The organism is Sphingomonas sp. UV9 (assembly GCF_004101245.1).
Lineage (GTDB): Bacteria > Pseudomonadota > Alphaproteobacteria > Sphingomonadales > Sphingomonadaceae > Sphingomonas.
In genome coordinates, this window is the sequence record NZ_SCIN01000001.1 from 387,966 (window position 1) to 410,179 (window position 22,214).

A 22,214-nucleotide genomic window follows, 5' to 3' on the forward strand; every position below is an offset into this window, starting at 1 on the left:
CGCTGGACCACGGTTCCGCAAATCCGCGGAACCGTGGTCGCACCGCTTACCCGAGCGCGCGCGTGAACAGCCGCGAAAGGCGGGCGGAGAAGGCGCGGGCATCGAGCGGCCGCTCGCCATCGGCAATCTGCGCTTCGTCGAACAGCAGGTGCGCGGCGTCCTCGCGCAACGCCGTCTCGTCGTCGCCGAGCGCGGCCAACTTGGCGATCAACGGCGCGCGCGGGTTGATCTCCAGCACGGGCTTGGCGGCTGGCATGGCCTGCCCGCTAGCCGCGAGGATCCGTTCGAGCTGGCGGTCCATGCCGCTGTCCGCCGCAACCAGGCAGACCGCGCTGTCGGTCAGACGCTCTGACGCGCGGACCTCCGACACGGCGTCGGCGAGCGTCGCCTTCACGAACGCGATGAAGTCCGTGACTTCCGGCGTGGCGACGGTCGTCGGGGCTTCCGCGCCGTCGACCAGCGGGATCAGGCTCAGATCGGCCGCACCCTGGGTGACGGACTTGAACGGCTTGCCATCGTGGTCGATGCCCGCCGTTACCCAGAACCCGTCGACCGGGTCCGGCAGCAGCAGCACTTCGATGCCCCGCGCGCGGAATCCCTCGAGCTGCGGCGACGCCTCGAGCCGGTCGAGATCGGTGCCGACGGCGTAATAGATCGCGGTCTGGTTCTCCTTCATCGCGGCGACATAGTCCGCGACCGAACGCCAGGCGCCGCCCGACGTCGTGGTCTTGAAGCGGGCGAGCTTCAGCAGCGCCTCGCGGCGTTCGAAATCCTCGTACAGCCCCTCCTTCAGGACCGCGCCGAAATTCTCCCAGATCTTGGCGTATGCATCGGCATCGCGCGTCGCGAGCTTGTCGAGTTCGGCCAGTACGCGGCCGGTCACGCCCTTGCGGATCGCGGCGAGCATCGGGCTTTCCTGGATCATTTCGCGCGAGACGTTGAGCGGCAGGTCGGACGAGTCCACCAGACCGCGCATGAACCGGAGATAGCGCGGCAGGACTTCGGCATCGTCGGTGATGAAGACGCGCTTCACGTACAGCTTCATCCGGCCGTTGCGGTCGGGATCGAACAGGTCGAACGGCTTGGCGCCCGGCACATAGGCGAGCACGGAATATTCGTGCAGCCCCTCCGCGCGGTAGTGGAGCGTCAGCGCGGGCTCGTCGAACTGACCCGACACGCCGCGGTAGAAATCGGCATAATCCTCGGTGCTGATCTCGGACTTGGGCTTGGTCCAGAGCGCGGCGCCGTCGGCGATGTCGACCGGCTCCGCGTCGGGCCTTTCGCGCAGGGTGATCGGGACGGGAACGTGACCCGACTGGTCCTTGACCAGCCGCTCGACGGTAAAGCGGTCGGTGAAGGACGTCGCGTCTTCGAGCAGATGCAGCACGACGCGGGTACCGCGCGACGGTGCTTCCGCGGTATCGACGGGCGCGATCCTATAGGTGCCGAGGCCATCCGACGACCACACCGATGCCGTGTCCGCGCCGGCGCGGCGCGAGACGACGTCGACCTTTTCAGCGACCATGAACGCCGAATAGAAGCCAACGCCGAACTGGCCGATCAGCTGTGCCCCCTCGCTGCCCGTATTGGCGCTTCCGCTGGAGGCGGCGATGCGGTCCATGAAGGCCTTGGTGCCCGAGCGCGCAATCGTACCGAGCGCCTCGCCCATGTCGTCGGCGGTCATGCCGATGCCATTGTCCTCGATCGTCAGCGTCTTGGCGTCGGGATCGAGCGTGATCGCAATCTGCGTGCGGGATTCGTCACCGAGCAGTTCGGGCGCGCTCAACGCCTCATACCGCAGCTTTTCGCACGCATCGGCCGCATTCGAGATCAGTTCGCGAAGGAACACGGTCTTATCCGAATAGACCGAGTGCACCATCATGTGCAGCAGCCGCGCGACGTCCGCCTCGAATGCGTGGGTCGCAGGAGCAGAAGTGTCGGCGGCGGGGGCCTCGGCGGTGGGCGTGGTTTCGATGGTCATAAGATGTAGCTGGTCTCTCGCTGAAACGACTGCGGCGAGAGTTGGCCGGAGGTCAGTGGAAATTCAAGGGTCTGGTGCTTTTGCACGCGGTATCGTTGGACGGCCCATCGGGATCGGCCCTCTGTCAACGAAGATTTCATTTGCGTTACAGGTCGAAGCAATGTTCAATCCGAATCAGCCAGTCAAAAGATGCAACGTGTCGAGTTATCGCGCTGAAAGGAACTTTCCGTTCTTTTCCGAACCTTAACCTGCGTCCATCGTGACTGACTAGGGGGTGATGATCCTGCGAGGCCGCTGACGGGTTCGACCCGGCGGTGTTTCTGACGTTCGGTAAACCTTTGGGGAGGTTTGCTGCATTCGGGGGCCTCGATGATTACACGCGGTACAGCAATTACGCGCCGGACTATTCTTGGAAGACTGGGTCTCGTCGGCGGACTCGGCGCAACTCTCGGGGCCATGCAGGCACTCGGGTTGACGGGGGGATTGATCGGAACGTCGCATGCCGAAGCGCTCGCGACGCTGACGCCGACGCTCGGCAGGGGAACCCATGTCGTCGTGCTGGGTGCGGGGATCGCCGGACTGACTGCCGCCTACGAACTTGAACAGGCAGGGTTCCAGGTGACCGTGCTCGAGGCGCGGGACCGGGTCGGCGGGCGCGCCTGGACGGTGCGCGACGGTGACAAGATCGAGATGATCGGCGAAGCTACGCAGACCGCCAAATTTTCCGATGGCATCTATTTCAACGCAGGACCGGCGCGGATCCCGAGTTTCCACCAGGGATTGATCGGATACGCGAAGAAGTTCGACGTGCCCTTGGAAGTCGAGGTCAATTCGAGCCGGTCGGCCTATGTGATGGGCGAGAACGGCAGCAAGATCCGGATGCGGACTGCGATCAACGACATGCGCGGGCATATCGCCGAACTCTTGGCCAAGGCGCTCAACCAAGGCGCGCTCGACCAGGCGGTGACGCCTGCGGACAAGCAGAAACTGATGCCGTTCCTCAAGGCGTACGGCGATCTCGGCACCGATTACAGTTTCGCCGGCACCGAGCGATCGGGGTTCGGAACCGCGCCGGGTGCGGGCGTGACCTTCTCGTCGGCGGGCAGCGCGGTGGCGCTCGACCAGTTGCTCGCCAACGAACGGCTGCCGATGACGCTGTTCGAAGACAATCTGTACATGCAGGCGACGATGTTCGAGCCGGTCGGCGGGATGGACCGGATCCATGCGGGTTTCGATCGCAACCTGCGCCGTCCTGCGATCCGCGGCGCAGAGGTAACGAAGATCCGCCACACGCCGCGCGGCGTCGAGGTGGTGTACCGTGACAAGGCGAGCGAGGTGGTCGACACGGTGAAGGCGGATTACATCATCTGCACCATCCCGTTCCCGGTGCTCGCAGCGATCGACACCGATTTCTCGCCTGCGCTGAAGAAGACGATCGCCGGCGTCGTGTACGATCACTCGAACAAGGTGGCGTTCGAGAGCCCGCGGTTCTGGGAACGCGAGCAGATCTACGGCGGCATCTCGTTCGTCGGCGGCCCGACCACGCTGATCTGGTATCCCTCGGCCGGATTGCATTCGGAGCGCGGGATGTTGCTCGGCTGCTATTCGTCGGGGCCGACCGCCGCCGCGTTCGCGAAGCGACCGATCGCCGAGCAGATCGCGTTCTCGCGCGGAGTCATCGACCGGCTGCATCCGGGGCACGGCGCCGATCTCGTCAATGGGCTGGCGGTGAACTGGCACAAGATCCCGTACAGCCTGGGGCCCTGGCCCGACTGGAACGCGGGCAGCGCGAACGGCCGGCAGGAAGGGCATATCGACACGCCCGAGTTCCGGCTGCTGCAAAAGCCCGACGGTCGCGTCTATTTCGCTTCCGCCGCGCTCAGCCAGACTCCGGGCTGGCAGGAGGGTGGCATCCAGTCCGCGCAGGGTCAGGTGATGGCGTTGGCTCGGCGTGTGGCGGCGCAGGCGAGTATCGAGCGTCGAAGCCATACGGCATGACCGGAAAAAACAGACTATCGTCGTTGCTTTAAAGTAACGATATCGGGAATTGCGACGATATGGTTTCAGATTGAGGTCGAATCGGTTGCATATCTTCCAATTCATCGCAATCCTCTGAAAATCGATCAACAACAATACTGGAGACAATAGTTCGCAATCATGGATTGCGGGAATGGTCGAACACGTAATGATGACTTAGATCATCGTGCGTTTGGGAGAGATGCGTGAAGGGCGATCATCAATAAGGGGGGAGTCCTTATGAAGACCGTTACCAGCATTTCACGTGGTGCACTTGCCGTTGCCCTTGCCAGCCTTTCGATCGCCGCCGCACATGCCCAGGCGGTCGAAGTCGCCGCCCAGGCCAGCGCGCCGGGCGACGACATCATCGTCACCGGCACGCGCGCCACCGGGATCACCGCCGCCGAAAGCGCCGCACCGATCAAGGTGCTCGATGCCGACCTGATGAGTCATGTCGGCCAGCCGAACCTGAACCAGGTCCTGACACAACTCGTACCGTCGTTCACCGCGCAGGCATTCGGTGGCGATACCGCCAACCTCACGCTGTCGGCGCGATTGCGCGGACTCAGCCCGAACCACGCACTGGTGCTGATCAACGGCAAGCGACGGCATGGCACCTCGAACCTCGCCGTCCTCGGCGGCCCGTACCAGGGTGCGGCAACCGCCGATCTCGACCTGATCTCGCCCTCCTCGATCAAGCGCATCGAAGTGCTGGAGGATGGTGCGGCCGCGCAATATGGTTCGGACGCGATCGCCGGCGTCATCAACATCATCCTCAAAGACGACAAGGAGGGTGGCGATGGTTACGTCACCGCCGGCGAGAATTACGACACCGGCGGCCGCACCTATGCGGGCACGCTGCACCTCGCGACCAAGATCGGCGACGCGGGCTTCATCAACGTCACCGGCTTCTATCGCTATCACGACTTCACGCAGGTCGGCGGGCTCGATCGCCGCGTTACCGACATCAACGGAAACCTGCTCAGCAGCACGACAAACCCGTCGATCAGCCCAATCCAGCAACAGCTCTATCCGGGCATGTCGGATTTCCCCTACGTCAACAAGATCAGCGGCGATGCACAGTCGCGGCTGATCAACCTCCAATATAACTCCGCCTATGATTTCGGCGGGGTCGAGGCCTATAGCTTCGGCACCTATTCGCGCCGCGTGGCCAGCGCGTACGAGAACGTCCGCGTCCCGACCCGCGTCTCGCGCACCGTCGCCGGCGTGACGACCTATTTCGATCCCGACGGCGACAGCCCGGTCAACGGCTTCTCGCCGCGCGAAAAGATCCGCGAGGAGGACATGGCGTTTACCGGCGGCCTGCGCGGCGACGCCAGCGGCTTTCACTACGACCTGTCGACGACGTTCGGTCAGGACAAGAACGAAATCTACACGGTCAATTCCGCCAACGCCTCGCTCTACGCGGATACCGGCTTCACCCCGACGACGTTTTACAACGGGTTCTTCAAATCGAGCGAATTCACCGCCAACGCCGACTTCACGCATGAGATCGAGGCGGGGATGGCCGCCCCGATCAACCTCGCGTTCGGCGGCGAATATCGCAAGAACGTGTACGAGATCGGCTCGGGCGATGCCGCCTCGATCTACAAGGAGGGCGGACAATCCTATCCCGGGTTCCGGCCTTCGGATGCGGGCGTCAACGGGCGCGAGTCCCAGGCGGGCTATGTCGATATCGCGCTGATGCCGGTCGACGGACTGAAGGTCGACGTCGCCGGGCGATACGAGCATTATTCCGATTTCGGCAGCAAGTTCATCTACAAGGGCACGACGCGCTACGATTTCTCGGATGCGTTTGCATTGCGTGGCACGTTCTCGACCGGCTTCCGCGCACCGACGCTGGCGGAGTCGTTCTATTCGGCGACCAACGTCTCGCCGACCGCGGCCTTCGTGCAGTTGCCGGCCAATTCCGCCGCGGCGAAACTGATCGGGTTCGACAATCTGAAGCCTGAAAAGTCGACCAACTACAGCCTCGGCACGGTCATCCGGCCGGTTCCGCGGCTGACGATCACGATCGATGCCTATCAGGTGAAGATCGAGGATCGCATCCTCGGCACGGGCTCGATCTTCGGGCAGGGCGGGGCGAGCAATTTCCCGATCGTCACGGCGGCGATCCTCGCCAATGGCAACGTCCTCGATCCGACCGTCAGCCAGACCGGCATCAACATCTTCACCAACGGCGCCGATACCCGGACGCGCGGCATCGACCTCGTCGCGAGCTACGCCAGCGATTTCGGCGATTACGGCAAGGCGACCTGGACGCTGTCGGGCAATTACAACAAGACCAAGATCACCAAGCTCGCCACTGCGCCCGCAGCCCTGGGCAACATCTCGCTGTTCGACGCCGGCGCGCGCGCCAATATCGAAACCGCATCGCCGCGCGTGAAGGTCATCGGATCGACCTTCTACTCGATCGACAAATTCTCGATGACGCTGCGCGGCACCGTCTACGGAAAGAGTTCGTCCAAATACAGCCCGGACGGCGGGACCTTCTATACGCAGAAGATCGGCACCGCATTCATCGGCGACGTCGAACTGAACTTCAAGGCGACCGACGATCTCGAGCTGTCGATCGGTGCGAACAACGTCTTCAACAAACGCCCACCGACGCTCGGACTGGTGCCGGGTACGACCAACAACACGCTGGTCGGCGGCGGCAACCAACTCGACGCACCGCTGACGTTCAGCCCATACGGGATCAACGGCGGCTATTATTATGCGCGCATGAACGTCAGCTTCTGATCATCTGCCGGGCGTCGGACCAATCCGGCGCCCGGTCTCCACGAGAGGATATCCATGTCGAAGACCATCATTGCATCGCTCGCTCTCTTCACAGCCTTGGCCGGCGCATCCGCCGCGAGTGCGCAAACGCCTGAAACCGCGATCGTCCGCCATGCCAACACCCCCCCCGGGCTGATCCTCCAGGGTGTCACCGTCCCGGCGGGCGCAGAGATGCTATACCTGAGCGGCCAGCTCGCCGCGCCGATCAACCCGGCCAGCAAGACGCCGCCGGCACAGCTGACGATCGCCGATTTCGGTGACACCAAGACGCAGACGATCAGCGTGTTCACCAAGATCAAGACGATCCTCGCGGCGCAGGGCTATGCGATGAGCGACATCATCAAGCTGACGATCTTCGTGGCGGGCGATCCGAAACTCGGCGGCAAGATGGACTTTGCGGGCATGAACGACGCGTTCAAGATGTTTTTCGGCACGGCGGAAAATCCGAACACGGTCGCGCGTTCGACCGTGCAGGTGGCGGCGCTGGCGGGACCGGCGTTCCTGGTCGAGATCGAGGCGACCGCAGCGAAATAACGCGCGGGAACGGGGCGAGCGTTATTTAACATCGGGTATGGCGGTTCGCGCCCATATCGGGCGCGTAACGATTTGACGTCGATGGCGGCCCGTGGGACGTTCATGATCGTAACGGATCGGAAGACTGCCATGCTCGTTCCACCGCTCGTCCACGGACTCATCCTCGCACTGGTCATCGGGATCGTCGCGGGGTTGCGTGCGATGATGGCGCCCGCCGCAGTCGCCTTCGCCGCAAGCCGGGGCGGGTTGCCGCTGCAGGGAACATGGCTCGCGTTCCTCGGGTGGCGGTTCACGCCGTGGGTCTTCGCGGTGCTGGCCGTCGCCGAACTCGTCACCGATCAACTGTCGTCGACCCCCAGCCGCAAGGTACCGCCGCAATTCGCTGCGCGCATCGTCACCGGGGGGCTGTCGGGTGCCGCGATCGGCTACGGCGTCGCCGCGCCCCTGCTCGGGCTGGTGTTCGGCGTCGTCGGCGCGGTGATCGGAACCTATGGCGGTGCCGCGGCGCGCGCGCGGATGGCGGCGGCGTTCGGTAACGACCGTCCGGCAGCGCTCATCGAGGATGCGATCGCGATCCTCGGGGCGGTGCTGGTGGTGTCGTCGTTCTGATGCGCCAGTTCGATGCGATCATCGTCGGCGCAGGACAGGCCGGGCCGCCGCTCGCCGGGCGGCTGACTGCAGCCGGAATGACCGTCGCACTGATCGAGCGCAAGCTGGTCGGCGGCACCTGCGTCAATACCGGCTGCATGCCGACCAAGACGCTCGTCGCCAGCGCATACGCCGCGCATCTGGCGCGCCGGGCTGCGGAGTTCGGCGTACGGACCGGTGACGTCGCGATCGACATGCCGGCGGTGGCGGCGCGTGCGCGAAAGGTCGTCATGGACGCGCGAACCGGGAACGAGACGTGGCTGGAGGGGATGGCGGGTCTCACGCTGCTGCGCGGCCATGCGCGGTTTACCGGCCCGGGGACGATCGCGGTCGATGGCGAGGAGCTCACCGCACCGCGCATCTTCCTCAACGTCGGCGGGCGGGCGAGCGTCCCCGACATGCCCGGCATTGGCGACGTGCCGCACCTCGACAACACCGACATGGTCGCGCTGGAGGCGGTGCCCGAGCATCTCGTCGTCGTCGGCGGAAGCTATATCGGGCTGGAATTCGCGCAGATGTATCGCCGGTTCGGCGCGGCGGTAACGGTTGTCGAGCGCGGCGAGCGGCTGATCGGGCACGAGGATGCCGACGTCTCCGATGCGGTGCGCGGGATCCTGGAGGACGAGGGCGTAACGGTGCGGACCGATGCGAACTGCATCGCCTTCGCAGCGCACGACGCGGGCGTCGCGGTATCGGTCGATTGCCATGCGGGCGAGCCAGTGGTGGTCGGCAGTCACGTCCTGCTCGCGGTCGGTCGGCGGCCCAATACCGACGATCTCGGGCTCGATCGCGCCGGGATCGCAACCGATGCGAAGGGGTATGTCATCGTCGACGACCTGCTCCAGACCAACGTGCCGGGCATATGGGCGCTGGGCGATTGCAACGGACGCGGCGCGTTCACGCATACCGCGTATAACGACTTCGAGATCGTCGCCGCGAACCTGCTGGACGGTGACGATCGGACGCTGAGCCAGCGGCTGGTCGGCTATGCGCTCTATATCGATCCCCCGCTCGGCCGGGTCGGGATGACGCAGGCGCAGGCGGAGCAGACCGGGCGCCGCGTCCTCGTCTCGACGCGGCCGATGTCGCGCGTCGGCCGCGCGATCGAGAAGGGTGAGACCAAGGGTTTCATGAAGATCGTCGCGGATGCGGAGACGCAGCGGATTCTGGGCGCGGCGATCCTCGGCACGGGCGGCGACGAAGCGATCCACGGCATTCTCGACATGATGAACGCGGACCAGCCGGTGTCGGCGCTGCGCTGGGCGGTGCCGATCCATCCGACCGTGTCCGAACTGATCCCGACGCTGTTGCTCGGCCTCGAACCGGTGGTGCCGCGATGACCCAGCACGACAGCGTCGCGTCGCGCGAGCATCAGATGTTTCCGGTGCTGGACGCCGAGCAGATCGAGACGGCAAAGCGGTTCGCGAGCGGTCCGGCACGAAGCTTTGCGCCCGACGAGCAGATCTACGCGATCGGTGAACAGGGTGTGCCGGCCTGGCTGGTGCTCGCGGGATCGATCAAGGTCACCCGCCGCGACGGGCTCAGTCACGAGACACCGATCACCACGCATGGTGCAGGGCAACTTACCGGCGAGGTCAATCAGCTCGCTGGACGCCCATCGATCGCCGGGGGACTCGCCGGCCCCGATGGCTGCACCGCGCTGCCGTTTGATCCGGCACATCTCCGCGCGTTGATGGTCGGCTCCGCCGACGTCGGCGAGAGCGTGATGCGCGCGTTGATCCTTCGCCGCGTCGGGCTGATCGAGCAGGGCAGCGGTGGCACCGTGATCGTTGGCGTACCGGGCAGCCCGGACATCGTCCGGTTGCAGGGGTTCCTCACGCGGTCGGGCTATCCCAACATCGTGCTCGACGCCGCGTCGGACGAGGAAGGACGCGCGCTGGTCGACCGGATCGGCGTGGTGCGTGGCGATCTACCGCTGGTGGTCTGTCCGAACGGAACGGTGCTCAAGCGGCCGACGGACGTCGAGGTCGCGGCGTGCCTGGGGATCACGCCCGATCTCGATCCGGCCACCGTGTACGACGTCGCGATCGTCGGGGCAGGGCCGGCGGGGCTGGCGGCGGCGGTCTATGCGGCGTCCGAGGGGCTGTCGGTCGTCGTGCTCGACGAACGCGCGATCGGCGGACAGGCGGGCGCGTCTACACGGATCGAGAATTATCTGGGGTTTCCCACCGGTATTTCCGGGCAGGCACTGGCCGGACGCGCGTTCAACCAGGCGCTGAAATTCGGCGCGGAGATCGCAGTGCCGCTGGAGGTCGCGCGGCTCGATTGTGACGAGGCACGGCCTGCGGACGATCCGCTGGTGCTGGCCCTGCCCGGTGACAGGCGCGTCCGGTCGCGGACGGTGATCGTCGCGTCGGGTGCGCGCTATCGCCGCCCCGACATCCCCGACCTGGCGATGTTCGAAGGCGCAGGGGTGTCCTATTGGGCGTCACCGATCGAGGCGCGGCTGTGCGAGGGCGAGGAGGTCGCGCTGGTCGGCGGCGGCAACTCGGCCGGGCAGGCCGTGGTCTTCCTCGCCCCCCGCGTGAAACACCTTCACCTGATCGTTCGTCGGCCACTGGCGGCGACGATGTCGAAATACCTGATCGACCGGATCGCGGCGCTGCCCAATGTGACGTTGCATGTCGGCACCGAAGTCGTCGGTTTGGAAGGCGATCGGGCAATCGGACTGACGGGAGCGATGGTCCGCCAGGCCAATGGCTCGACCAGCCGCTGCGCGATGCGGCATTTGTTCCTGTTCATCGGCGCCGATCCCAACGCCGGCTGGCTGCAAGGCTGCGTCGATACGGACGACAAGGGGTTCATCGTCACCGGCACGGCGGCACTGGCGTTGCAGACGAGCCGCTCGCGCGTGTTCGCGATCGGCGACGTACGCGCGGGCTCGACCAAGCGCGTCGCGGCCGCGGTCGGCGAGGGCGCGGCGGTGGTCGCGCAGGTCCATGTCGCGCTTGCCGACGTGGCCGAAGGGAGGGTGTCATGAGGTGCGGGTGCATGCATCTCGACACGATCCGGTCGGTCACGCCGAGCGCCAGGGGGTGCGAGGAATGCCTGCGGATCGGGAGCGAGTGGGTCCATTTGCGGCTGTGCCGGGCGTGCGGGCATGTCGGCTGCTGCGACGATTCGCCGCACCGCCATGCGACCGCGCATTACCGGGCTACGCAGCATCCGATCATCGAGGGCTATGATCCGCCCGAGGGCTGGGGCTGGTGTTTCGTCGACGAGACGATGGTCGATCTGCCCGATCAGACACCGCAATCGGGACCTATCCCGCGATATGTCTGAGGGGGAGCGGCGGGTGGTCCCTCGCAATTTCCGTTCCTCAATAGGGCGCCGGCCTTTGCCGGAATGGGGCCAGTCGGGCCGGCGTCCACTTTCGGTGGCAACCCGGACTTGGCCGCGCTCGCTTGCTTCGTCGCAGCCCGACCGCTAGCCGACTCCCATCGGTACAAGCGTGAGTAAGCGAAGATGCGGCGTGTGATTATGGGGCTGTTGGCCGTTGCGGCGCTCGCTACCGCGGGGTCTGCGCAGCAGGCAAACCGCACGAAGCCGAAGCCGGGCACTGTCCGTGTCCGCATCGTCACGTCGGAGGGGCCGATCCTGCTCGCGCTCGATACGCGGCATGCACCCAAGACGACGCAGAACTTCCTCCAATATGTCGATGACGGACGCTTCGACGGGACCGATTTCTACCGCGCGAGCCGGCAGAAGTCGTCGCCGAAGACGGGCTTCATCCAGGCCGGGATTCGCACCGATGCGCGGCGCATCCTTCCGCCGTTCCCGCTGGAGACGACCGCGACGACCGGGATCAAGCATCTCGACGGGACGATCTCGATGGCGAGAGGCATGAACCCGGCATCGGCGGGGGGCAATTTCTTCATCACCGTCGGCCCCGCGCCGGCGATGGACGCGCGCGCGGGCTATCCGGGCTATGCGGCGTTCGGGCATGTCGTTGCCGGGATGGACGTGGTGAAACGCATCCTCGCCAAGCCGACCGGCGGCGGCATGGATGCGTTCAAGGACCAGATGATCCTGAAGCGTGTGGCGCTCGTGAGCGCGCGGCGGTTGGACGGGGTGGCGAAGCCGACCGGGTTTCCGAAGGCATGGTTGATCAAGGTGCGGCCTGATCGGAAGAAGTGAAGTCCCGGAGGTCACAGGACGCAAATTCCGTCACCCCGGACTCGTTCCGGGGTCCACCGTTCCGCGGACTGAGCGGCCGTCGAGACTGTGGAACCGTGGATGCCGGAACGAGTCCGGCATGACGTAATCTCAGGCGACCATGCTCAGCGCGACTGCTTCCGCCACCTTGATACCGTCCACCGCCGCGGAGAGGATGCCGCCGGCGTATCCTGCGCCTTCGCCTGCCGGGAACAGCCCCGCCGTGTTGAGGCTCACGAAATCATCACCTCGCGTGATCCTGACCGGCGACGACGTACGCGTCTCTACCCCCGTCAGCACGGCGTCGGGATGATCGTAGCCGGGGATCTCGCGACCGAACGCCGGCAGCGCTTCGCGCAATGCGGTGATCGCGAACTCCGGCAGGCATTCGGAGAGGTCAGTCATGTGGACGCCAGGCTTGTACGACGGGATCACCGCCCCCAGCGCGGTCGACGGCCGTCCGGCAAGCAGATCGCCGATGCGTTGCGCGGGCGCCTTGTAGTTCGAGCCGCCCGCGACATAGGCGCGCGATTCCCAGTGGCGTTGCAGTTCGATCCCGGCGAGCGGGTGCCCCGGATAGTCGCGCGCGGGATCGATGCCGATCACGATCCCCGAGTTCGCGTTGCGTTCGTTGCGCGAATATTGGCTCATGCCGTTGGTCGCGACGCGGCCCTCTTCCGAGGTCGCGGCGACGACGGTGCCGCCCGGGCACATGCAGAAGCTGTAGACGGTGCGCCCGTTCTTGCAGTGGTGCGACAGGCTGTAGGCCGCCGCGCCGAGATCGGGGTGGCCCGCGCAGGGGCCGAAGCGGGCTTCGTCGATCCACGACTGCGGGTGCTCGATGCGGACGCCGATCGAGAACGGCTTGGCCTCGACGTGAACGCCCTTGGCATGGAGCATCTCGAACGTGTCGCGGGCGCTGTGGCCGACCGCGAAGACGACGTGGTTGGCTTCGAGATAGTCGCCGTTGCTGAGGTGGAGGCCGCGGAGTTGGCGAGCGCCGGCCTCCTCGACGATGTCGAGACCGTCGACGCGCGTCGAGAATCGGTATTCGCCGCCCAGCGCCTCGATCGTCGCGCGCATGCTCTCGACCATCGTGACGAGGCGGAAGGTGCCGATATGCGGGTGCGCTTCGGTCAGGATTTCGGGCGGGGCGCCGGCCTTGACGAATTCGAGCAGGACCTTCCGCCCGAGATGGCGCGGGTCCTTGATCTGGCTCCAGAGTTTTCCGTCGGAGAAGGTGCCGGCGCCGCCCTCACCAAATTGGACGTTGGATTCGGGGTTTAGAACGCTTTTCCGCCAAAGCCCCCAGGTATCCTTGGTGCGTTCGCGCACGACTTTCCCGCGGTCGAGGATGATCGGTCGCAGCCCCATCTGCGCTAGGATCAGGCCGGCGAACAACCCGCAGGGGCCGGCGCCGACGACCACCGGGCGCAGGCCCTTGTAGCTCGGTCCTGCCTTGCTGACGAAGCGATAGCCGGTGTCGGGGGTACGCTGGACGTGGCGATCCTTGCGGAACCGCGTGAGGACGGTGTCCTCGTTCTTCAGCGTGACGTCGACCGAATAGACCAGGTGGATGTCCATCTTGTCGCGGGCGTCATGTGCGCGGCGAGCGATGGTGTAGCGGATCAGGTCGCGCGGGGTGACGCGCAGCCGGTCGCGGATCGCGGCGGGGAGCGCTTCGTCGGCGTGGTTCAGCGGGAGCTTGAGGTCAGTGATGCGGAGCATGCCGCACGCTCTAGCGCCGCGCGGCGCGATCCGCCATCGGTGGCGAAAGAGGACATGATCATGCGGACCGACGAAGAACAGAATGCCAAGAGCGCCAAGCGGAAGGAGGTCCACGACCGGATCGTCGCGAGCAAGACGATCGAGAAGGGGCTGATCATCGTCCACACCGGCGCGGGCAAGGGCAAGTCGACCGCCGCGTTCGGCATGGCGGTGCGGATGATCGGGCATGGGCGCAAGGTCGGGGTGGTCCAGTTCGTCAAGGGCGCGATGGCGACGGGCGAGAAGGCGATCTTCGACGCATTCCCGGCGCTGTGCGAGTTCAAGCCGATGGGCGAGGGCTTTACCTGGGACACGCAGGACCGCGCGCGCGATATCGCGGTGGCGCGCGAGGCGTGGGACGAGGTGAAGCGGATGATCGCCGATCCGTCCTATGCGATGGTGGTGGCGGACGAATTGAACATCGTGCTGCGCTATGATTACCTGCCGGTCGACGAGGTGCTCGCGGCGCTGGCGGCGAAGCCCGAGATGACGCATGTCGTGATCACCGGACGCAACGCGCCCGACGGGCTGATCGCGGTGGCAGACCTGGTGACCGAGATGACGCAGGTGAAGCATCCGTTCCGGTCGGGGGTGAAAGCGCAGGCTGGCGTGGAGTTCTGAGCTCACCGTCATGCCGGGCTCGTTCCGGCATCCACCGCTCCACGTTATCGACAGGCTTGATCTCGCGGAACGGTGGACCCCGGAACACGTCCGGGGTGACGGCGCCGCTGAGACGACCGCATGTATTGCACGCAACGCAGCCCACGCGTATCGCTCGACCCGCGACAGGTTCTCCCGAGGCTCACGCCGAGGGGGATGAAAATGGGAACGGGAGACACCCGGCTGCCCCTGCAACTGTACGCGGCGAGCCATCGTGCCTCATGCCATTGGGATACTCCCGAGAAGGCGGCACGGACGGCATTGACCCGCGAGCCAGGAGACCTGCCCGTCGCGGTCGTCTTTCGTCCGGCCAGGGTGCGCCGAACGGACGGGTAACACCCCGAGCGACGACATCGCTTCGCATCGCGCGAAGGCCGGAGGCGTGCGCCTTTTGCCCTTCGCACGGTGCGGGATCGACTGTCCGAAGGGGTACCTATGCCACGTTCACATCATCGTATGATCGTCCGGGAACGGACATGCTGAAGCCCGCCGAAGACGGCGTCGCGGTGGTCGCATGCAACACGTGCCGCCATTCTGCCGACGCGCGCGATGACGACGAGGGCCAGCGGGGCGGCGCGCGGCTCGTCAGTGCGCTGAAGGCGGTGCAGGCGAGCGACCCCGCCTATGCCGATGTCGCGGTGCAGGAGATGCCGTGCCTGTTCGCGTGCCAGGATTTCTGCACGATCCACCTGCGCGCGCCGGCGAAGGTCGGCTACGTCCTTGGCCGGTTCGAGCCGACCGAGGACGCCGCGCGGGCGATCCTCGATTACGCGCGGCTCTACGGCGAGAGCGCGTTCGGGCAGGTGCCGTTCAAGCAATGGCCGCAGGGCGTGAAGGGGCATTTCATCACTCGCACGCCGCCGGCGGGGTTCGTGGTCGAATGACCGCGTTCGCGACGCCTGCTGCATTTCTCGCGGCCTTGCGCGGCTTGCCGCAGGCGGACGCGGCGGCGCGATCCGCCGCGATCGCGCGGCAGGGCGAACTGACCAAGCCACCGGGATCGCTCGGGCGGCTGGAGGATATCGCGATCTTCATGGCCGGCTGGCAGGGCAACCCGCTGCCCCGGCTCGATCGCGGGAGCGCCGTCGTCTTCGCGGGCAATCACGGAATCGTCGCGCAAGGCTTGAGCGCGTTCCCCGCTTCGGTCACCGCGCAGATGGTCGACAATTTCAATCATGGCGGCGCCGCGATCAACGCGCTGTCGCGAGCGGCGGGCCTCGACCTCAAGATCGTGTCGCTCGACCTCGATCGGCCAACCGCGGACTTCACCGAAGCGGCGGCGATGTCGGAGGACGATTGCCTCGCCGCGATCAACGCCGGTGCGGCTGCGGTCGCGGACGCGCCGGATCTGGTCGTGCTGGGCGAGATGGGGATCGGCAACTCCACCACCGCGGCCGCGCTGTGTCTGGCGAGCTTCGGCGGGTCGGCGCGCGACTGGGTCGGGCCGGGCACCGGGGTCGATGGCGAGGGCATCGCGCGGAAGATCGCGGTCGTCGAGGCAGGGCTCGCGCTGCACCGGGACGCGCTCGGCACGCCGTTCGAGATCTTGCGGCGGCTCGGCGGTCGCGAGTTGGCTGCGATTGCGGGGGCGGTGGTTGCGGCGCGGCTGACGGGCGTTCCGGTGATGCTCGACGGATTCATTTGCTGTGCGGCGGTCGCGCCACTGGCGGCGGCGTGTCCCGACATTGTCGCGCATTGCCTTGCCGGCCATGTCTCGGCCGAGCCCGGGCATTGTCTTTTGCTCGAGCGAATGGATCTCGCGCCGCTTCTGTCGCTCGGGATGCGGCTGGGCGAGGCGAGCGGTGCGGCGACGGCGACGTTGCTGATCCGGGCTGCGCTGGCCGTGCATGCAGAGATGGCGACCTTCGCCGAGGCGGGCGTTTCGGCAGCGTGAGCGCACACACGCTGTATCTGATGCGGCACGGTGCGCCACACGTGGCGGGGCGGTTGCTCGGGCGGACCGACGACTCGGCGACCGAAGCGGGGATCGCCGCCTGCGTCGCACGCGCGCAGGGCCTTGCGGTGGAACGGATCGTCACCTCCGACCTCGCCCGCGCGAGCGCCTGTGCGGAAGCGATTTGCCGGCCCCGAGGCGTATCGGTCGCGGTCGACCCACGCTGGCGAGAGCTCGATTTCGGCGCGTGGGACGGCTTGGCCCCGGCCACGGTCGACCCCACGGAATTGGCGGCGTTCTATGACGATCCCGACGCTTCACCGCCGCCGGGTGGTGAACGCTGGTCCGCGTTGCAGGCCCGTGTCGCGCAGGCGCTGGCCGCGATGCCACCGGTGCCGACGCTGGTCCTGACACATGGTGGCGCGATGCGGGCGGCACTCGCGGAGTTGTGCGGGTTCGATCGGCGACAGATCTGGGCATTCGACCTTCCCTATGCCGCGCTAATCTCGCTACGCATCTGGCCGGGTCCGACGCGGACCGTCCAGATCGTCGGACTCGCGACATGAAGCAGCTGATCGTCGCATTCGGCTTCCTGACCCGCCTGCCCATGCCGCGCGTCGAAGTCGGAACAGAGGATTTCGCCGCAGCGATCCGGTTCTACCCGATCGTCGGCCTCGCGATCGGCGGGCTCGTCCTGCTCGCGGGCTGGTCAGGCGCGTTGGTCGATCCGTGGACCGGCGCCTGTGCCGCGCTGCTAACCTGGATCGCGATCACCGGCGCGCTGCATCTCGATGGCCTCGCCGACCTCGCCGATGGGCTCGGCGCGGCGCATGGCGATCGGACGCGGCTGCTCGCGGTCATGGCCGACCCGCATATCGGCAGCTTCGGCGTCGTCGCGATCGCCGGGCAGATGCTTGCCAAGCTCGTGCTGCTGCATGCGATCGGCATACACTGGACGCTGATCCTCATACCCTTGGCCGCGAGGATGGGCCCGCTCGTCTGGGCCAGACTGTTGCCGCCACTGCGTCCCGGTGGCCTCGGCGCAGCGGTCGTCGGTGCGGTCCGCACGCGCGACCTCTTGGGATGGGGCCTGCTGCTCGCGCTCGCCGCCGTCGCGATGCCGGCGCTGCTCGCCCTCCCGCTACTCGTGCTCGGCGTTGCTGCTTGGTTGCGGCGGACGCTGGGCGGGGTGACCGGCGACGCGCACGGCGCCGGGATCGAGATCGTCGAGACCGGGTTGCTAGTCGCGCTCGCGGTGGCCAGCGCGCTCGCTTAGCGCGAGCAACGCATCCAGGTCGACATGCCGTTCGAGCGTCGCGGCGATCGCATCGAGCGCGGCATCGATCGACGCGCCATGATCGGGCCCGCTGGCCGCGACGCCGAGCCGCGCAAGCCACACTGCGCGCTGCTCCGCGAGCGCGAGCAGGCCGTGGACGTAGCTGCCCGATATCAGTCCGTCCGCACTCGTCGCGCCTTCAGGGCTGCCATCGGCACGGTGACCGACCGGGCGGGTGGTCGCGGGCCCGGTGGTCGCGCCCATGTGCATCTCATAGCCCTCGAATGCCGCGCCCTGTGCCCGGCCGCGTACCCGCTCCAGCGTCTTGCGGCCGGTGAGCACCGTGTCGATGTCGAGCAACCCGAGCCCGTCGACACGCCCCGCGGGCCCCTCGATGCCGTCCGGATCGGCGATGCCTCGGCCGAGCATCTGATAGCCGCCGCAAAGCCCGAGCACCGGTTTGCCGCGGCGATGATGCGCGCGGATATCGATGTCCCAGCCCTGCGCGCGGACGAATGCCAGATCGGGGATCGTCGCCTTCGACCCGGCAAGGACGATCATGTCGACGTCCGGGATCGGCGTGCCCGGCGGCACCATCACCAGCGCTACGCCCGGCTCCAGCCGAAGCGGATCGAGGTCGTCGAAATTGGCGATCCGCGGCGTGATCGGGCAGGCGATCGTGACACGGCGTTGCGTACTGGCGGAGGGGCGTTCGAGGATCACCGCGTCCTCGCTCGGCAGCCGTACCGCATCGGCCAGCCACGGCACGACGCCATAGCCGCGCCATCCGCTACGCGCTTCGATCGCGCGATAGCCGTCCTCGAACAGTGCCGGGTCGCCGCGGAACTTGTTGATCAGGAAGCCGTGGATCATGGCCGCATCGGCCGGATCGATGACCGCGCGCGTGCCCACGATCGCCGCGATCACGCCGCCGCGATCGATGTCGCCGACCAAGACCACGGGCACGTCCGCGGCACGTGCGAAGCCCATATTGGCAATGTCGCCGGCGCGCAGGTTGATCTCGGCAGGGCTGCCCGCGCCTTCGACGACGACGAGATCGCAGCTCCCCGACAGCCGTTCGAAACTGTCGAGCACGTCGACCAGCAAGCCCTCACGCCCTTCGCGCCAGCGCGCGGCGGCGAGCGTCCCGCGCACCTGCCCGCGGACGATCAGTTGCGAGGTACGGTCGCCCTGCGGCTTGAGCAGCACCGGGTTCATGTCGACGCTCGGCGCGACCCGGCAGGCGATCGCCTGGGTGGCCTGCGCGCGGCCGATCTCGCCGCCATCGGCGGTGACGGCGGCGTTGTTCGACATGTTCTGCGGTTTGAACGGCCGGACCGACAGCCCGCGATTGGCGAACGCGCGGCAAAGGCCTGCGACGAGCACCGACTTGCCGACATCCGAGCCGGTCCCCTGGAGCATCAGAGCACCCATGCGATTCCTCCGGCGATTACGAGCAACAGGACGCAGGCCCGGCGATAGATGCCGAGCGCGGTACGAACGTCGGATGCGGTGGCGTCCGCACGGCCGTCACCGATATAGGGTTTTGCGATGCTCACCCCGTCATAGGCGATCGGCCCGGCAAGCTTTAGACCAAGCGCGCCGGCCATCGCGGCTTCCGGCCAGCCGGCATTGGGCGACGCGTGATTGCCCGCGTCGCGCCACATCGTCCGCCACCCGCCGAGCCCGGCAAGGCACAGCACCACGCCGCTGATCCGCGCCGGGATCAGGTTCGCCACATCATCGGTCCGCGCCGCCGCCCAGCCGAACGCGCGCCATCGCTCCTCGCGGTGCCCGATCAGGCTGTCGGCGGTGTTGATCGCCTTGTACGCCCACAGCCCCGGCAGGCCGGCGACGAGCAGCCAGAACAGCGGTGCGACGACACCGTCGCAGGCGCTTTCCGCCAAGCTCTCGATCGACGCGCGCGCGACGCCGGCTTCGTCGAGCGATGCCACGTCGCGTCCCACGATCATCGCGACGCGGACGCGCGCAGTTTCAATATCGCTCGCACCCAGCGCACGCGCGACCGGAACGACATGGTCGTACAGGCTTCGGATCGCCAGCCCAGGCGCGGCCATGACGCCGATCGCAATCCATGCTGCCGAGCCGAGTGCGTGCCGGGCGAGCAGGGTCGCCGCCCACGCGACCCCGATCGCGATCGCAACGACCAGGGCCAACGTCAGCGCGCCCATCACGCGACGATAATCGTCCGATGCGGCGGGAATATTCCAGCGCGTTTCGGCCCAACCGATCACACGAGCGAACCCGCCGACCGGATGACCGACCCGGGCGTAGAGCGCCGATGGCCAGCCGACCGCCACGTCCACACAGATTGCAAGCGCTGCGATCGGCTCAGCCATGGGCAAGGGCTCGGTCGAGGCGGTCGAAGGCGGCGGCGTCCCCCGGTACGCCGAAGCGGAGCCAGCGCGGCGCGTGATCGAACGCACGCGTGAGGATGCCCGATGCCGCAAGGCGTTCGAACAAGGCTGGCGCATCGTCGGTTTCCACCAACCGGAACAACGGGCACGCACCGCGGCTTTGCAGGCCGTGACGGCCGAGCAGCGTATCCAGCCGGCCGGCGCGTTCGACGATCGATCGCCGGGCTTCCGCGATCCATTCGGTGTCCCGGTAGGCGGCCGTGCCGTACGCAACCGCGAGCGCGGAGACGGGCCAGCTGCCCAGGCGACGACGCATTGTGTCTGCCTGCGGTGGCGGCGCGATGATGAAACCCAGTCGCACGCCCGCGAGCCCGAAGAACTTGCCGAACGATCGAACTATGATCGCCCGATCGTCGGTGGCGAGACGCGGGACGAGGCTGAACGCCGGTGCGACATCGGCAAAGGCTTCGTCGACGACCAGCCACGTGCCGCTACGCACGATCCGCAACAGCCGGTCGGGCGTATCGCGGTCGCCGTCGGGATTGTTCGGGTTGGCGAGCAGAAGCGTGCCGTCGCGGATCGTGTCGATCGCTTCACGCGCGATCGGTGTCGCGCCGCTGATCGCCTCGGCATGCGTGGCATAGCTCGGCGTCACGAACCGGACCGGCGACGGTAGCCCGAGACTATCGAGCGAACGCAGGCCGATCTCGCTGCCGGGCAAGGCCACGACCCGATCCGCACTGGCCCCGAACATCGCCGCGGCCGCGGATTCGAGATCGCGGATGGCAGCCGGGGAGGGGAGGCCCCGCAGATCGACGAGCGGCGCGGGATCCGCAGGCCAGGGGCACGGATTGATGCCGGTCGACAGATCGAGCCACGGCTGCGGCGCACCCGGATAGCAGGTGGCGGCGAGATCGATCCGTCCACCGTGGATGCGCAGGGCCTTCATTCTGGCAGGGCCTTCATTCTGTAAGTCAGTCCCACGGGCTTTTGCTTGATCTTCGCGGCGTCATCGTCATTCCGGGTTCCGGCCGCAAGCACGAAGGACACGACATGGTGCAATCAGTTGGAGCGTCGTTCGGCAGGAGCCTGTTCGTGCTTGGTGGTGCGCGCTCGGGCAAGAGCCGTCATGCGCAGCAAATGGCCGAGGCGCTCGCCGCGACCGAGTCGGTCAAGCTCATCTATATCGCGACGGCGCAGGCGTTCGATGGCGAGATGACCGATCGGATTGCGCGCCATCGCGCCGACCGCGACGATCGGTGGGAGACCGTCGAGGCGCCGCTGGCACTGCCCGAAGCCTTGCCCGCCGCCGATGCTGTCGATGCGGTCCTGCTCGTCGATTGCCTGACCTTGTGGGTGTCCAACCTGCTGCTCGACGACGCGCCGATCGCAGCGCGAACCGATGCGCTGCTGGACGCCATCGGTCGGCTCGAAGGGCGGATCATCGTCGTGTCGAACGAGGTGGGGCTCGGAATCGTGCCGGACAACGCGTTGGCCCGCCGCTTCCGCGATGCCGCGGGATTTCTCCACCAGCGCATCGCTGCCGAGGTGGACTGCGTCGATATGGTGATGGCCGGGCTCGTCCAGCGCTGGAAATCGCCGCTACATCAGTAGTAACCGTGCAATCGAAGGCCCCCTTCCTTCCCCGATTGCAATTGGCTTTCGCCCTAATCGCGAGCATAGATCAGGCCACGCAATCTTGGGGGGTGCAATGCATAGCAAGGTGCAAACGATCGCGCGGCTGAAATCTATGGTTTTTCTTATCGAAGAAGCGCTTCGGATCGCCGATGAGGGAGACCATGCGTTGCTGGGCGCCAAGCTGAGTGACTGTATCGATAATATTCAAACCGCGCTCGTAAAGATTGGATAGCAGGCTGAAACGGGATGTCGAATCACCAGGGAATCCTTGCCTCTGGCGCCGGCATCGCTCGCTATCCGACAGTGAGTGTTTGATTCATCCATTGATTACGGCAGTCGGATAATCGCGTGGGCGTTATCTGGGCGGTCTCAAGTGGCTCTTAAACTTTGTTCTTAACCTATGTTGTATCTGAAATACTGACATATATCTAAACGGCCCTATTC

General features: G+C 66.4%; 20 protein-coding genes and 1 riboswitch. Of the genes, 15 read left to right on the top strand and 5 right to left on the bottom strand.

From position 1 onward, the window contains the following. Nucleotides 1-46: 46 nt before the first annotated feature. Entirely contained in the window at nucleotides 47-1,981 is a 1,935-nt protein-coding gene (gene htpG, locus EQZ23_RS01490) for a molecular chaperone HtpG (RefSeq protein WP_128452710.1), read from the bottom strand. Between the two features lie 456 nt (nucleotides 1,982-2,437). Here htpG and EQZ23_RS01495 point away from each other — a divergent pair, with 456 nt between their 5' ends. The 8 genes from EQZ23_RS01495 to EQZ23_RS01530 all read left to right on the top strand — a co-directional run bounded on the left by EQZ23_RS01495 (nucleotide 2,438) and on the right by EQZ23_RS01530 (nucleotide 12,139). After that, nucleotides 2,438-3,979 carry a flavin monoamine oxidase family protein gene (locus EQZ23_RS01495; protein WP_164913356.1) on the top strand — a complete coding sequence of 514 codons (1,542 nt, stop codon included), beginning with the start codon at nucleotides 2,438-2,440 and terminating at the stop codon, nucleotides 3,977-3,979. A 258-nt stretch (nucleotides 3,980-4,237) separates the two neighbouring features. After that, nucleotides 4,238-6,760, top strand: coding sequence for a TonB-dependent receptor (locus tag EQZ23_RS01500; RefSeq protein WP_128452712.1), 2,523 nt, complete (start codon nucleotides 4,238-4,240; stop codon nucleotides 6,758-6,760). A gap of 54 nt (nucleotides 6,761-6,814) precedes the next feature. Then, on the top strand, nucleotides 6,815-7,333 hold the full coding sequence (locus tag EQZ23_RS01505; RefSeq protein WP_128452713.1) for a RidA family protein: 519 nt from the start codon (nucleotides 6,815-6,817) through the stop codon (nucleotides 7,331-7,333). A gap of 129 nt (nucleotides 7,334-7,462) precedes the next feature. Then, nucleotides 7,463-7,942 carry a DUF4126 domain-containing protein gene (locus tag EQZ23_RS01510; protein WP_128452714.1) on the top strand — a complete coding sequence of 160 codons (480 nt, stop codon included), beginning with the start codon at nucleotides 7,463-7,465 and terminating at the stop codon, nucleotides 7,940-7,942. Continuing rightward, the gene (locus EQZ23_RS01515) at nucleotides 7,939-9,321 is read left to right on the top strand and encodes an FAD-containing oxidoreductase (protein ID WP_206364175.1); all 1,383 of its coding nucleotides are present in this window, start codon (nucleotides 7,939-7,941) and stop codon (nucleotides 9,319-9,321) included. The genes EQZ23_RS01510 and EQZ23_RS01515 overlap by 4 nt, the downstream gene beginning before the upstream one ends. Further along, on the top strand, nucleotides 9,318-10,982 hold the full coding sequence (locus EQZ23_RS01520) for an FAD-dependent oxidoreductase (RefSeq protein WP_128452716.1): 1,665 nt from the start codon (nucleotides 9,318-9,320) through the stop codon (nucleotides 10,980-10,982). The genes EQZ23_RS01515 and EQZ23_RS01520 overlap by 4 nt, the downstream gene beginning before the upstream one ends. Before the next feature lie 11 nt (nucleotides 10,983-10,993). Then, on the top strand, nucleotides 10,994-11,284 hold the full coding sequence (locus EQZ23_RS01525; RefSeq protein WP_240663108.1) for a UBP-type zinc finger domain-containing protein: 291 nt from the start codon (nucleotides 10,994-10,996) through the stop codon (nucleotides 11,282-11,284). A gap of 183 nt (nucleotides 11,285-11,467) precedes the next feature. Continuing rightward, nucleotides 11,468-12,139 carry a peptidylprolyl isomerase gene (locus tag EQZ23_RS01530; RefSeq protein ID WP_240663109.1) on the top strand — a complete coding sequence of 224 codons (672 nt, stop codon included), beginning with the start codon at nucleotides 11,468-11,470 and terminating at the stop codon, nucleotides 12,137-12,139. A 129-nt stretch (nucleotides 12,140-12,268) separates the two neighbouring features. On the opposite strand, the gene EQZ23_RS01535 is transcribed toward EQZ23_RS01530, so the two are convergent. Beyond that, complete coding sequence (locus EQZ23_RS01535) at nucleotides 12,269-13,885, bottom strand: NAD(P)/FAD-dependent oxidoreductase (RefSeq protein WP_128452718.1); 1,617 nt, start codon at nucleotides 13,883-13,885, stop codon at nucleotides 12,269-12,271. 54 nt (nucleotides 13,886-13,939) lie between these two features. On the opposite strand from EQZ23_RS01535, the gene cobO reads away from it, so the two are divergent. The 5 genes from cobO to cobS all read left to right on the top strand — a co-directional run bounded on the left by cobO (nucleotide 13,940) and on the right by cobS (nucleotide 17,754). Then, a complete protein-coding gene (cobO, locus tag EQZ23_RS01540) occupies nucleotides 13,940-14,545 on the top strand; it encodes a cob(I)yrinic acid a,c-diamide adenosyltransferase (protein ID WP_128453531.1) in 606 nt (201 codons plus the stop codon). Nucleotides 14,546-14,694: 149 nt separating this feature from the next. Beyond that, nucleotides 14,695-14,889: riboswitch (cobalamin riboswitch) on the top strand. A gap of 171 nt (nucleotides 14,890-15,060) precedes the next feature. Continuing rightward, on the top strand, nucleotides 15,061-15,468 hold the full coding sequence (locus EQZ23_RS01545; protein ID WP_128452719.1) for a DUF1636 domain-containing protein: 408 nt from the start codon (nucleotides 15,061-15,063) through the stop codon (nucleotides 15,466-15,468). Next, entirely contained in the window at nucleotides 15,465-16,478 is a 1,014-nt protein-coding gene (gene cobT / locus EQZ23_RS01550; RefSeq protein WP_128452720.1) for a nicotinate-nucleotide--dimethylbenzimidazole phosphoribosyltransferase, read from the top strand. Before EQZ23_RS01545 ends, cobT begins: the two co-directional genes overlap by 4 nt. After that, complete coding sequence (locus EQZ23_RS01555; protein WP_164913357.1) at nucleotides 16,475-17,044, top strand: histidine phosphatase family protein; 570 nt, start codon at nucleotides 16,475-16,477, stop codon at nucleotides 17,042-17,044. Before cobT ends, EQZ23_RS01555 begins: the two co-directional genes overlap by 4 nt. After that, entirely contained in the window at nucleotides 17,041-17,754 is a 714-nt protein-coding gene (cobS, locus tag EQZ23_RS01560) for an adenosylcobinamide-GDP ribazoletransferase (RefSeq protein ID WP_128452721.1), read from the top strand. The genes EQZ23_RS01555 and cobS overlap by 4 nt, the downstream gene beginning before the upstream one ends. On the opposite strand, the gene EQZ23_RS01565 is transcribed toward cobS, so the two are convergent. The 3 genes from EQZ23_RS01565 to EQZ23_RS01575 are packed head-to-tail and all read right to left on the bottom strand — an operon-like array spanning nucleotide 17,719 to nucleotide 21,081. Next, nucleotides 17,719-19,188 (bottom strand): cobyric acid synthase, encoded by a 1,470-nt coding sequence (locus EQZ23_RS01565; RefSeq protein WP_128452722.1) that lies wholly within the window; start codon nucleotides 19,186-19,188, stop codon nucleotides 17,719-17,721. The two genes, cobS and EQZ23_RS01565, sit on opposite strands and share 36 nt — an antisense overlap. Next, nucleotides 19,176-20,114 carry an adenosylcobinamide-phosphate synthase CbiB gene (cbiB, locus tag EQZ23_RS01570; RefSeq protein WP_128452723.1) on the bottom strand — a complete coding sequence of 313 codons (939 nt, stop codon included), beginning with the start codon at nucleotides 20,112-20,114 and terminating at the stop codon, nucleotides 19,176-19,178. The genes EQZ23_RS01565 and cbiB overlap by 13 nt, the downstream gene beginning before the upstream one ends. After that, a complete protein-coding gene (locus EQZ23_RS01575) occupies nucleotides 20,107-21,081 on the bottom strand; it encodes a threonine-phosphate decarboxylase (RefSeq protein WP_128452724.1) in 975 nt (324 codons plus the stop codon). The genes cbiB and EQZ23_RS01575 overlap by 8 nt, the downstream gene beginning before the upstream one ends. Before the next feature lie 104 nt (nucleotides 21,082-21,185). Here EQZ23_RS01575 and cobU point away from each other — a divergent pair, with 104 nt between their 5' ends. Together cobU and EQZ23_RS19710 are read left to right on the top strand one after the other, a co-directional pair. Further along, nucleotides 21,186-21,746: a bifunctional adenosylcobinamide kinase/adenosylcobinamide-phosphate guanylyltransferase gene (gene cobU / locus EQZ23_RS01580; protein ID WP_128452725.1), complete on the top strand. Its 561-nt coding sequence runs from the start codon at nucleotides 21,186-21,188 to the stop codon at nucleotides 21,744-21,746. A 97-nt stretch (nucleotides 21,747-21,843) separates the two neighbouring features. Continuing rightward, nucleotides 21,844-22,002: a hypothetical protein gene (locus EQZ23_RS19710; protein ID WP_164913358.1), complete on the top strand. Its 159-nt coding sequence runs from the start codon at nucleotides 21,844-21,846 to the stop codon at nucleotides 22,000-22,002. Nucleotides 22,003-22,214 lie beyond the last annotated feature (212 nt).